Annotated in this window: 11 protein-coding genes; 10 read left to right on the top strand and 1 reads right to left on the bottom strand. The window is 62.9% G+C overall.

From position 1 onward, the window contains the following. Position 1: 1 nt before the first annotated feature. The 10 genes from dusB to hflX all read left to right on the top strand — a co-directional run bounded on the left by dusB (position 2) and on the right by hflX (position 11,807). The gene (gene dusB / locus ABY403_RS07155) at positions 2–946 is read left to right on the top strand and encodes a tRNA dihydrouridine synthase DusB (protein WP_372840072.1); all 945 of its coding nucleotides are present in this window, start codon (positions 2–4) and stop codon (positions 944–946) included. Beyond that, positions 943–2,025, top strand: coding sequence for a nitrogen regulation protein NR(II) (locus tag ABY403_RS07150; RefSeq protein ID WP_372840071.1), 1,083 nt, complete (start codon positions 943–945; stop codon positions 2,023–2,025). The genes dusB and ABY403_RS07150 overlap by 4 nt, the downstream gene beginning before the upstream one ends. Beyond that, entirely contained in the window at positions 2,025–3,398 is a 1,374-nt protein-coding gene (locus tag ABY403_RS07145) for a response regulator (protein WP_372840069.1), read from the top strand. The genes ABY403_RS07150 and ABY403_RS07145 overlap by 1 nt, the downstream gene beginning before the upstream one ends. Before the next feature lie 72 nt (positions 3,399–3,470). After that, complete coding sequence (locus ABY403_RS07140) at positions 3,471–5,753, top strand: ATP-binding protein (protein WP_372840068.1); 2,283 nt, start codon at positions 3,471–3,473, stop codon at positions 5,751–5,753. Continuing rightward, positions 5,750–7,174: a sigma-54-dependent transcriptional regulator gene (locus ABY403_RS07135; RefSeq protein WP_372840067.1), complete on the top strand. Its 1,425-nt coding sequence runs from the start codon at positions 5,750–5,752 to the stop codon at positions 7,172–7,174. Before ABY403_RS07140 ends, ABY403_RS07135 begins: the two co-directional genes overlap by 4 nt. After that, the gene (locus tag ABY403_RS07130; protein ID WP_372840066.1) at positions 7,161–7,283 is read left to right on the top strand and encodes a hypothetical protein; all 123 of its coding nucleotides are present in this window, start codon (positions 7,161–7,163) and stop codon (positions 7,281–7,283) included. The genes ABY403_RS07135 and ABY403_RS07130 overlap by 14 nt, the downstream gene beginning before the upstream one ends. Then, positions 7,280–8,656: a Trk system potassium transporter TrkA gene (trkA, locus tag ABY403_RS07125; protein WP_372840065.1), complete on the top strand. Its 1,377-nt coding sequence runs from the start codon at positions 7,280–7,282 to the stop codon at positions 8,654–8,656. Before ABY403_RS07130 ends, trkA begins: the two co-directional genes overlap by 4 nt. Next, positions 8,656–10,158, top strand: coding sequence for a TrkH family potassium uptake protein (locus tag ABY403_RS07120; protein ID WP_372840064.1), 1,503 nt, complete (start codon positions 8,656–8,658; stop codon positions 10,156–10,158). The genes trkA and ABY403_RS07120 overlap by 1 nt, the downstream gene beginning before the upstream one ends. Before the next feature lie 132 nt (positions 10,159–10,290). Continuing rightward, on the top strand, positions 10,291–10,524 hold the full coding sequence (gene hfq / locus ABY403_RS07115; RefSeq protein ID WP_068766904.1) for an RNA chaperone Hfq: 234 nt from the start codon (positions 10,291–10,293) through the stop codon (positions 10,522–10,524). Next, positions 10,521–11,807 (top strand): GTPase HflX, encoded by a 1,287-nt coding sequence (gene hflX / locus ABY403_RS07110; protein WP_372840073.1) that lies wholly within the window; start codon positions 10,521–10,523, stop codon positions 11,805–11,807. The genes hfq and hflX overlap by 4 nt, the downstream gene beginning before the upstream one ends. Before the next feature lie 7 nt (positions 11,808–11,814). On the opposite strand, the gene ABY403_RS07105 is transcribed toward hflX, so the two are convergent. After that, on the bottom strand, positions 11,815–12,308 hold a 494-nt coding region (locus ABY403_RS07105), incomplete at its 5' end, for a GNAT family N-acetyltransferase (RefSeq protein WP_372840063.1).

The following is a 12,308-nucleotide window of genomic DNA, read 5'->3' as shown; positions in this document are numbered from 1 at the left end:
GGTGTTTTTGGCACCGATGGCAGGGATCACCGATCTGCCGTTTCGCAGGTTGGTAGCACGGTTTGGCGCGGGGCTCGTGGTTAGCGAAATGGTTGCCTCGGGCGAAATGCTGACCGCGCGGCCCTCGGTGCGTGCGAAGGCGCGGGTCGATCTGGGGATCGGCGATGGCATGACATCGGTGCAACTCGCGGGGCGCGAGGCGGCACCCCTGGCCGAAGCGGCGCGGATGGTGGCTGACATGGGCGCGCAGATCATCGACATCAACATGGGATGCCCTGCAAAGAAAGTGACCGGCGGGCTTTCCGGCTCGGCGCTGATGCGCGTGCCCGACCATGCGCTGCGGCTGATCGAAGCGGTCGTGGCGGCGGTTTCGGTGCCTGTCACGCTGAAAATGCGGCTTGGCTGGGACGATGGCTGCATGAACGCGCCCGATATTGCGCGCCGCGCCGAGGCGGCAGGTGTGGCGATGGTCTGCGTGCATGGGCGCACCCGGATGCAGTTCTACACCGGCGCGGCAGATTGGGCGGCGATTGCCCCGGTCAAGGCGGCGGTTACCGTGCCGGTCGTGGCAAATGGCGATATCGTCGATAGCGCATCGGCCCGTGCGGCGCTTGCGGCGTCGGGGGCGGATGCGGTGATGGTGGGCCGTGGCGCGCGCGGGCGGCCTTGGGCGCTGGCCGAAATCGCCCATGCCTTGGGCCACGGGGCGGCATCGAAACCGCCTGAAGGCGAGGCACTTTCTGACATGATTTCTGAACATTACGAGGCGATGCTCGACTTCTACGGGGTCGAGGTTGGCCGCCGCCACGCGCGTAAGCACCTCGGCTGGTATGCCGAGGTCGCCTGCGCGCCCATGCGTCGAGAGATGATGCTGGCGGATACCCCAGCGGCAACGCTTGCCCTGATCCGCGCCGCGTTTGCCTCGGGCGAAAGGGTGGCGGCATGAGCGAACTTCCGGCCCCCGGCATCATCTGGGCCAGCTTGCCCTCGCCGGCGTTGCTGATCGACGGCACCGATCATGTGTTGGAGGTGAACCCCGCCGCGGAGTTGTTTCTGAACATCTCGGCTCGCGCGCTCAAGGGCTCGGCTATGGGCGAGCGGATATCCATCGACGCGCCGATGGCAGAGATACTGGCGCGCGTTCGCGCAGGGCGCGCGGCGCTTTTTATCAACGACGTTGTTGTTGGCACCTCTGAACGCGCGTCGGTGCTGTGCAATCTTCAGTTGGCGCCCTTGGGCGAAGACCCCGATACGGTGCTGCTGCTTATCAACCCGCGCGAACTGGCCGACCGGCTAGAGCGCGCCTCGCAGGTGAAATCGGCGGCGCGTTCGGCGGTGGGCATGGCCGAGATGCTGGCGCATGAGATCAAGAACCCGCTGGCGGGCATTTCAGGTGCGGCGCAACTGCTAAGCATGGGGCTGCGCGGCGAAGACCTGGAACTGACCGATCTGATCGTCGCCGAAACCCGCCGCGTGGTGAAACTGCTTGAGCAGGTTGAACAATTCGGCGATGTCCGCCCCCCCGAGCTGAAGGCGGTCAACATCCATGACGTGCTTGACCGCGCGCGCCGCTCGGCCGTGGTGGGATTTGCCGCGCATATGAGCGTGATCGAGGATTATGACCCCTCTTTGCCGCTGGCATTGGGTGATGCCGACCAGTTGACGCAAGTATTCCTGAACCTGCTCAAGAACGCCGCAGAAGCTGCCAAGGGCGGGCGTGGAACGATCCGCTTGCGCAGCTTTTATGACCGTTCCTTGCGGTTGCGCCGTGCCGATGGGTCGGGTTCGGCGCTGCCCTTGCAGGTAGAGGTCATTGACGACGGCCCCGGTATTCCGCCCGCCATCGCCGCGGAAATCTTTGAGCCCTTCGTTTCGGGGCGCGAAAACGGCACCGGGCTTGGCTTGGCGCTGGTTTCGAAAATCCTGTCGCAAAACGGTGGCTGGATTGGGGTTGAATCACAACCTGGACGCACCGTGTTTCGGGTCTCGCTGGCGGTGGCGCCAAAACATCTGGAGAATACGTGATGGACGGCACCGTTCTTGTAGCCGACGACGATCGCACCATTCGCACTGTGCTGACGCAGGCGTTGACCCGTGCCGGGTGCCGGGTTCACGCAACCTCGAGCATGACGACGTTGCTGCGATGGGTCGAAGAGGGCAAGGGTGATCTGGTCATTTCCGATGTGGTCATGCCCGATGGCAACGGGCTAGAGGCGCTGCCCAAGATCAGCGCGATGCGGCCCGGCCTGCCGGTGATCGTGATCTCGGCGCAAAACACCATCATGACCGCGGTCAAGGCGGCCGAGGCCGATGCCTATGACTATTTGCCCAAGCCCTTCGATCTGCCCGATCTGATGAAGCGCGCAGCGCGTGCGCTGGAACGGCGCGCCCGTGCCAAGCCCGCCCGCAGTGGCGCTGCATCCGAAGAAACCTCGGATCTGCCGTTGGTGGGGCGCACCCCGGCGATGCAGGCGCTTTACCGGCTGGTGGCGCGGGTGATGAACGCTGACCTCGCTGTGCTGATTGTCGGCGAGTCGGGCACAGGTAAGTCGCTGATCGCGCGGGCTATCCACGATTTTTCCGACCGCCGCACGCTGCCCTTCGTGGTGGCGCAAGCTTCTGATTTTGCAAGCACCGATGGCCCCTCGTCGCTGCTGGCGCGGGTGCGCGGCGGCAGTTTGGTATTCGACGAGGTTTCTGATTTCGACGATGAGGCGCAGGCGCGGCTGGTGCGGATGCTTGACGCGCTGCCCGATCCCGCCCCTCGCATCATGGCGACCTCGCAAAGCGACCTTGCGACACCGCTTGATGCCGGGAAGTTTCGGCAAGATCTCTATTACCGCCTTGCCGGTGTTACGCTTTCGGTGCCGAGCTTGCGTGAACGGGTCGAGGATATTCCGCTATTGGTAGACCACTTTCTGGCGCGCGCCGAAGTTTCGGGCGCACCGCGCCGCAGGCTTTCGCCCGAGGCTTTGGCGCTGGTGCGCGCCTATAGCTGGCCCGGCAACGTGCGCCAGCTTGAAAACAGCCTGCGGCGACTGGTGTTTACCGCAACTGAAGACGAGATTGGGCGCACAGAGGTTGAGGCGGTGTTGGGCGCTCAGCCCTCGGCAGAACCACTGCGCGCAGGTGCTGTAGGCGAAAGCGAAAAGCTTTCAGCCTCGGTCGCCCGCCATCTACGCCGATACTTCGATCTGCACGGCGGCGCTTTACCCGCGCCGGGGCTTTATGACAGGATATTGCGTGAAGTCGAAGCGCCTCTGCTAGAGATTGCGCTTGATGCGACAGGGGGCAATCAGGCGCGTTGTGCCGATTTGCTGGGCATCAACCGAAATACGCTGCGCAAGAAGATCACGGATCTGGATATTCAGGTGACACGCCGCCGCAAGCTGATGTAAAGTTGCAACAGGCCAGCGTGACAATTCCGCACAAAGGAATCGTTCGCGTATTACACGGCCGGGGGGCAGCGCTTGCAGGAAGCGACGGAACGTACAACCTGGGACTGGCTAAGCCGTCTGCGGCACCAAAAGCGCGTGCAGAATGCAGCGACGCTTGGCCTGACCGTGCTTGGCCCTGTTTTGGCCGCGACGACCTATCTGGCAATGGGTCCATTGCAGCAGGGCGGCGGCTCGATATCGCTGCGGCTCGTGCTTTTGGCGGACTTTGTCTACTTGCTGGTGCTGTCGGGCCTTGTGCTGATGGCATTGATGCGCGTGGTTGCCGCCCGCCGCGCGCGATCGGCGGGTTCGAAGTTGCACCTGCGTCTGACGGGGGTTTTCGCGGGCGTGGCCTTGGGGCCGACCGTGCTGGTTGCCGTATTTGGCGTATTGACCATCAACATCGGCCTCGAGGGTTGGTTTTCGGACCGTGTGCGGCAGGTGGTTTCAACCTCGCTTGCTGCCGCCGAAGCCTACCGCGATGAACACCGCCGCGATCTTGCAACCGATGCCGAGGCTTTGGCGCAGTTTCTTATCAACCGCCGCGCCGCGACCACCTTTTTCACCGAGGGCGATCTGCGCGAGGCGCTGGGGGCGGGGCAGCCACTGATTCAGCGCGGTCTGCGCGAGGCTTTCGTGATCGACGGTTCGGGCGAAATACGTGCGCGCGGCGATCGCAGCTATTTGTTCGATTTCGAAAAACCCGACCCCGAGCTGATCGAAGAAGCGCAACTGGGCGAGCCGGTTCTGATTGAAGACTGGGCCAACAACGAGTTCCGCGCGCTGCTGCGCTTGGACGGGTTTGTAGACCGATACCTTTACATATCGCGCATTGTCGATGGCGAAATCCTGAGCCTTCTGGATGAAACGCGCGCCACGGTTGGTCTTTACCAGCAACTGGAGGCAACGCGTGGGCGGCTGCTGTTTGAGTTTGGCCTTGTGTATACCGGCTTCGCGCTGATCTTGATTCTGGCAACGATCTGGCTGGGCCTGTGGTTTGCCGAACGCCTCTCGCGCCCGATCGGGCAACTGGCCGAGGCCGCCGAGGCGGTGGGTGAGGGCGATTTCGACGCGCGTGTGACCGAAGCGCCGGGCGACGATGAAATTGCGCTGCTTGGCCGCGTGTTCAACCGCATGACGCGCCAACTTAAGGGCCAGCGCGCCGCGCTTGTTGAAAACCACCGCGAGACGGAAGAGCGGCGGCGGTTATTTGATTCGGTACTTTCGTCTGTCACCTCGGGGGTGGTCGGGCTTGATGCCGAGGGCGATGTCGATTTCCTCAACCGCGCAGCGGCGCGGATGTTGGCGCTTGAGACGCGCTCCGACCATGATCGTCCGTTGGCCGAACTCGTGCCAGAGTTTGCGCCGCTGCTGACGCGCTTGCGCGAAAGCCTTGCCGAAGTGGTGCAGGAAGAGGTCAGGCTTAGCCGGGGCGGGCGGTTGGAAAGCCTGCTGGTGCGCATGGCGGTGCGGCGCGGCAGCGAAGGCGCGCTAGAAGGTTATGTGGTGGCCTTTGACGATGTGACAGAGCTGGTCTCGGCGCAGCGTCTGGCGGCTTGGGGCGATGTGGCGCGCCGGATCGCGCATGAAATCAAGAACCCGCTGACGCCTATCCAGCTTTCGGCGGAACGGTTACGGCGCAAGTTTACGCCGCTGGTGCAGGGCGACGATGCCGACGTTTTGGAACAGTTGACCGGCGTGATCATTCGCCAGACCAACGATCTGCGCCGGATCGTTGACGAGTTTTCGCGCTTTGCGCGTATGCCAGAGCCTGACCGGCGCGACCATGATCTGGCCAAACTGGTGCGTGACGCAGTGCTGTTGCAGCAAGATGCGCTGCATGGGGCGGAATTGGTGGCCAATCTGCCCGAAGTGCCGGTAGTGGTCGAACTGGATGCGACAATGATTTCCCAAGCGCTCACCAATCTTATCAAGAACGCCGGGGAAGCCATTGAAAGCATGACAGAACGCGGCGCGCCCAAAGACTGGAAGCCGGAAGTGCGGCTGGATATGCGCGCGGCACCCGATGCCGTGGTCATCACCATTGCCGACAACGGCCCCGGCCTGCCGCCCGACCGTGCGCGGCTGTTTGAGCCCTACGTGACCACCCGCGCAAAGGGTACCGGCCTTGGCCTGCCCATCGTCAAGAAGATCATCGAAGAGCACGGCGGCACGCTAAGCCTGACCGACGCCCCCGCCTTTGTTCCCGGCGCGCATCAAGGCGCGCTGGCCGAAATTCGCCTGCCACGCGCGCGTGCGCAGGCATCCCGAGCGATCAAGGAGAGGGCGCATGACGCCCCGATAGGACCGAAATGACCGACATTCTGATTGTTGACGACGAACGTGACATTCGCGAACTAATCGCCGAGATCCTGCGCGACGAAGGCTTTGCGACGCGCATGGCCGCCAATTCGGATGAATGTATGGCCGAGATCAACGCCGAACCACCGGCGCTGATGATCCTCGACATCTGGCTGAAAGACAGTCGGATGGACGGGATCGACATTCTCACCCGCGTTAAACGCGACAATCCCGATGTGCCGGTGGTCATCATTTCCGGCCACGGCAATATCGAAATCGCGGTCGCGGCGATCAAGCAAGGTGCCTATGATTTTATCGAAAAGCCGTTCAATATCGACCAGTTGCTGGTGGTGGTCAGCCGTGCGATGGAAACCTCGCGGCTGCGGCGCGAAAATAACAGCCTGCGCAAACGCGAAACCAACGCGGCCGAGATGCTTGGCGCATCGGGCGCGTTCCGCAAGCTACGCGAGCAACTCGACAAGGTAACCAAGTCGAATGGCCGGGTGATGCTGACCGGCGCGCCCGGATCGGGCAAAGAGGTGGCGGCACGCTATATTCACGCACATTCTGCGCGCTCTGGCGGACCGTTTATCACCGTGACTTCGGCATCCATTGCCCCCGATCACATGGAAGAGGTGCTGTTTGGGCGCGAGACGCCCGATCGTGGGGTAGAGCAGGGGTTGCTAGAGCAGGCGCACGGTGGGGTGATCTACTTTGACGAAGTGGGCGACATGCCGCTTGGCACGCAATCCAAGATATTGCGGGTGCTGACCGAGCAGCAGTTCGCGCGCGCGGGCGGCACCGACAAGGTGCGCGTCGATTTGCGGGTTATTTCCTCGACCACCCGTGATCTGCCAAGCGAAATCGCTGCCGGTCGGTTTCGGCAAGAGCTTTACGACCGCTTGAACGTAGTGCCCATTGCGGTACCGGCGCTGGCCGAGCGGCGCGAGGATATTCCGCTGCTGGCGCGGCACTTCATCGAAATGTTCAACCGCGTACAGGGCCTGACGCTGCGCCCGCTTTCCGATGAAGCGGCGGCGATGCTGCAAACCATGGAATGGCCCGGCAACATTCGCCAATTGCGCAATATCATCGAGCGAGTGCTGATTTTGGGCGAGGGGGCCGACCCGATCGAGGCGCGCGAATTGCCCGGCCAGACCAGCGTTCCCGATGAAGGGCGCGTGGTGCTGGGGGGCGCCTTGGCGGCGCTGCCGCTGCGTGAGGCGCGCGAATTGTTCGAGCGTGAATACCTGCTGATCCAGATCAACCGCTTTGGCGGCAACATCAGCCGCACCGCAGCCTTTGTCGGGATGGAGCGCAGCGCGTTGCACCGCAAGCTGAAATCGCTGGGCGTTGTCACCTCGGCCAAGCCGGGTGGTCGGGTTGCGCATTTCGATGATGACGACCTTGATGAAGGCGATCTTGACGTCGATTGATGCCGCATCGGCGGGCGGCGTTGTGGCCGCCAATTGGGTTCAGTTGACCATGCACGGCGGGCAGGCCTATGAAGGTGCACGCGAGGGCGCAGGCGGAGCGAAAGCATGAAGGTTATCATCTGCGGCGCGGGGCAGGTTGGCTGGCAGATTGCGCGCCACCTTTCGGGCGAGCGTAACGACGTGACGGTGGTTGACGTGAACCCCGAGCTTGTGCGCCGCGCCACTGACACGCTGGATGTGCAAGGGGTGGTGGGCTTTGCCTCTTACCCCGATGTGCTTGAACGCGCGGGTGCGCGCGATTGCGACCTGATAATTGCTGCGACCCATTCTGACGAAGTGAACATGGTCACCTGTCAGGTCGCCCATTCGGTCTTTGGCATCACACGCAAGATCGCGCGGCTGCGCGCGCAAAGCTATATGGCTTCGCTTTACGCCGACCTTTACCGGCGTGACCATTTGCCGATCGACGTGATCATCAGCCCCGAGCGCGAAGTGGCCGAGGCGGCCTTGCAGCGGCTTTCTGCGCCATCAACCTTCGACACCGAAAGTTTCATGGACGGCAAGGCGCAGTTGCTGGGCATCGCGCTTGGCGAAGATTGCCCGGTGCTCAACACCTCGCTCAGGCAATTGACCGACCTGTTCTCGACCCTGCGGGCGATTGTCGTTGGGGTGCGCCGCAAGGGGCGGCTGTTTGCACCGGACCCGGGTGATCAGTTGTTTGCGGGTGACCAGATTTATGTGTTCAGCCATATCGACGACGTGAACCGCACGCTCGATATCTTTGGAAAATCTACGAAAAAGCAGGAACGTATTGTTATCGTCGGGGGCGGCAACGTTGGCCTTGCGGTGGCGCAGGCGCTGGAATCGCGCACCGAGAGGGTGCGCGCCAAGGTGATCGAGGTAAGCCGCGCGCGGGCCGAATTGGCTGCGGACGCGCTGAACCGCACGATCGTGCTGAACGGCGACGGGCTGAGCCTTGAGTTGCTTGACGAGGCCGAAGTGGCGCGCGCCGATGCCATTTTGGCGGTGACAGATGATGACAAAACCAACATCCTTGTCGCCGTGCGCGCCAAGCAGATCGGTTGCCCGATGGCGATTACCTTGGTGAACGATCCGACCATCGTGCCGCTGCTGTCTGCGCTTGATATCGACGCCTATATCAACCCGCGCGCCACAACGGTTTCGTCGATCCTGCGCCATATCCGGCACGGGCGGGTGCGCGCGATCTATTCAATCGGCGATGCCGAGGCCGAAGTGATCGAGGCGCAGGTGCTTTCCACCTCGCCGTTGACGGGGCGGTTCATCCGCGAAATCGAGTTTCCCGAGGGTGTGTTGGTCGGGGCGTTGATGAAGCGCGGCGCAGTGCTGAAACCCGTGGGCGACATGCGGGTGGAAGAGGGTGACGTGATCGCGCTCTTTGCGCTTGCCAAGGACGTGCCCGAGGTGGAGCGGCTGCTCCAGGTTTCCATAGATTTCTTCTGATGCACCGCATCCGCGCCCTGCCGCTGTTTGTGCTGCTGATGGCCATCGGCGCGGCGGCGATGCTTGTGCCGGCTTCACATGCGCTGGCGCTGAGCAATTTCCGCGTATCGCGCGCCTTCGCCTATTCCTTTTTGCTGTTTGCGATATTTACAGGCTTTCTGGCGCTGGCCAGCGCCGCCGCGCGGCCTGCAAACCACTCGCGCGCGCATCTTCTGACCATGCTTGCCGCCTTCACCGTTCTGCCCCTGATGCTGGCCGTCCCTTTTGCCGAGGCCTTGCCAAGCACCAGCCTGTTCGATGCGTGGTGGGAAATGGTTTCGTCAATGACCACCACGGGGGCCACGCTTTATTCCGCCGCTGATCTGCCCCCAAGCCTGCATCTTTGGCGCGGCATGGTGGCGTGGATGGGTGGCTATTTCGTGCTGGTGATGGCGATCTCGGTGCTGGCGCCGCTGCGATTGGGTGGGTTCGAGGTGTTTTTTGCAGGCGACCCCGGAGCCAGAGCTGCCGCAGACACCGTTGCCGATTCTCGCGCGCGTATCGTGCGTGCAGCACAGGTATTGGCACCCGCGTGGCTTGGGCTGACCTTGGCGCTGTGGGTGGGCTTGCTGATCGCGGGCGATACGCCGCTGGTGGCGCTGATCCATGCGATGTCAACGCTTTCGACTTCGGGGATCACGTCTTTGCCAAGTTTTTCCACCGCGGCTTCGGGAATCGGTGGGGAGATGCTGATTTTCGTGTTTTTGCTGCTGGCCCTTTCGCGGCGGCTTTGGCCGGGCGCACGCGAACTGCGCGTCGCAGTGCGGCTGGATCAGGATCCCGAGCTTCGGCTTGCCGCCGTGGCTGTGGCGGCGGTCGCCATTTCGCTTTTCTTGCGGCACTGGCTGGTTACCTACGAGGTCGCCTTTCTCGCCGATGCCAGAAGGCTTGCGGCGGCACTTTGGGGCGCGGTGTTCACCTCGCTGTCTTTTCTGACGACGACAGGTTTTGAATCCACGGGTTGGATCGCTGCGCGCACGTGGTCGGGGTTGGATGCGCCGGGCTTGCTGCTTGGCGGGCTTGCGATCTTTGGCGGCGGCGTTGCGACGACTGCGGGCGGGGTCAAGTTGCTGCGTGTCTACGCGCTGTTGCGCCACGGCGAGCGCGAACTGCAGCGCTTGGTTCACCCGTCGTCGCTGGGCGGCGGCGGAATGGGCGCGCGGCGGCTGCGGCGAGAAGGGGCCTATATCGCCTGGGTGTTCTTCATGCTGTTCGCAATGTCGATCGGGGCAACGATGATGGCGCTTTCGGCGGCCGGGTTAAGCTTCGAGCCCGCCACGATGCTGTCGATCTCTGCGCTTTCCAACACCGGGCCGCTGGCGGCGTTTTCCGGGCCGGGCGGCGAGGCCTGGGCCAATCTTGGCAGCGCGGCCAAGCTGGTGCTTGTGGCGGCGATGGTGCTGGGGCGGCTTGAAACATTGGCGCTGATCGCGCTTTTCAACCCCGAGTTCTGGCGTCGCTGAGGCTTTGGCGTGACAGCGCAGAGGCGCGAACAAAATGGGGGTAGAATCTCGCCCGGTCTTTCGCATACTTTGCGCTCAGGCCTCGGGAAGGTTGAACCGTAGGGCGCAAAACAAAAACAAAGGCTCAAGACAATGGCTGCCGATAAACAAAATCTGCAAGACGCCTTCCTGAACCATGTCCGCAAGACAAAGGTTCCGGTCACGATCTTTCTGATCAATGGCGTCAAACTTCAGGGCGTGATTACCTGGTTCGACAACTTCTGCGTGTTGCTGCGTCGCGACGGGCAGAGCCAACTGGTCTACAAACACGCAATTTCCACCATTATGCCGGGGGCACCGATTAGCCTCTATGAGGGCGAAGACTGAGCGAACTTCACACATCGAAAGCCGCACCCTCTCGTGCTTGGGTGCTGCATATCGACCGCAAGGATGCGCGCGCCGCCCGGCGATTGCCCGAGCATGGGCTGGCCGAAGCGGTGGCGCTTGCGCATGCCTTGCCGCAGATCGAGGTGGTCGGCGCTGAAGTCGTCCGACTGGGCAAGCCTGCACCGGGGATGCTGTTCGGCTCGGGCAAGCTTGCCGAGTTGAAGGCGCGGTTGGCCGCGGCCGAGGTTGACCTTGTGCTGGTCGATGGCGCAGTCAGCCCCGTGCAGCAACGCAATCTGGAAAAGGCGTGGAACGTCAAGCTGTTGGATCGCACAGGGCTGATCCTTGAAATCTTTGCCGACCGCGCGCGCACGCGTGAAGGTGTGATGCAGGTCGAACTGGCGGCGCTGAGCTATCAGCGCACCCGTCTGGTGCGGGCATGGACTCACCTTGAACGCCAGCGCGGCGGCTTCGGCTTTGTCGGTGGACCCGGCGAAACCCAGATCGAGACCGACCGGCGCGCCATTGACGACCAGATCATCCGCATCAAGCGCCAGTTGGAAAAGGTGGTGAAAACGCGCGAACTGCACCGCGCCGCGCGTCGCCGTGTGCCGTTTCCGCTGATTGCGCTGGTGGGCTATACCAACGCGGGCAAGTCAACGCTGTTCAACCGTCTGACCGGTGCCGAGGTGATGGCAAAAGACATGCTGTTCGCCACGCTTGATCCGACCATGCGCGGGCTTGTGCTGCCTTCGGGGCAGAAGGTGATCTTGTCGGATACGGTGGGGTTCATTTCGGATCTGCCGCATGAGTTGGTTGCCGCCTTCCGCGCAACGCTGGAAGAGGTGCTCGAGGCCGATCTGATTCTGCATGTGCGCGACATCTCGCACCCTGAAACCGAAGAACAGGCCGCCGACGTGGGCGAGATTCTCGAAACGCTCGGGGTCGATGACGACGTGGCGCTGATCGAAGTCTGGAACAAGATTGACAGCTTGCGCCCCGAAACGCGCGACGCGCTTTTGGTGCAAGACGCACGGCGCGGCGATGTGCAGGCGGTTTCGGCGCTGACGGGCGATGGCCTGCCCGCGCTACTGGCCGCAATCGAGGCACAAATCGGCGCGGCCACCAGCGAGGAAACACTGACCCTGACCCATGCCGATGGCCGCCGCCGGGCTTGGCTGCACAATGCCGGGGTGGTGGTCGAAGAACGTCAGGACGAAGCAGGCAGCACATTCTTGTTGCGCTGGACCGCGCGGCAAAAAGCCGATTTCGCAGCACTCTGACCTCGCGTTACGCGCTGCGGCTTTTCCAGACCGCGCGTGGTAGCGCCAGCCATACAGAGTCGCACCATTCATCGCCCCATTGCACGGTGCGCTCTTCCCGGTGGGTCTCGGAAAAGCCTAGGGCGCCAAGCAGATGCAGGCAGCGCGCATTACGCGGGTCTGCGTCGGCAGTAAGTGCGGCAATCGGATGGCAGGCAAAAAGATGGTCGATAACCGCAGAAAGCGCCTCGCGCGCAAGGCCCTTGCCCCAATGGTCAGGGTGCAGGATGAAGCCGATCTCGGGCAGCCTCCATGCGCCAACCTTGCCGATGACCGCGCCGTCGTGTTCGACCACGAACTCATCTGACGCCTCGGCGCGCTGCATGGCGGCAAGCGTGGCCTCGGTTTGCGCAAGGTTTTCATGCGCCGGGCGTGACCAATAGCGCATCGCGCGGGGCTCGCCAAAAACCCGGTGCAGCGCTTCAAGATCGCTTGCCTGCGCGCGCCGTAGCACCAGCCGGG

Source organism: Phaeovulum sp. (assembly GCF_041596715.1).
Classification (GTDB): domain Bacteria; phylum Pseudomonadota; class Alphaproteobacteria; order Rhodobacterales; family Rhodobacteraceae; genus UBA6213.
The sequence above is the reverse complement of the archived record's forward strand: the minus strand, read 5'-3'. Positions and strand labels throughout refer to the sequence as shown.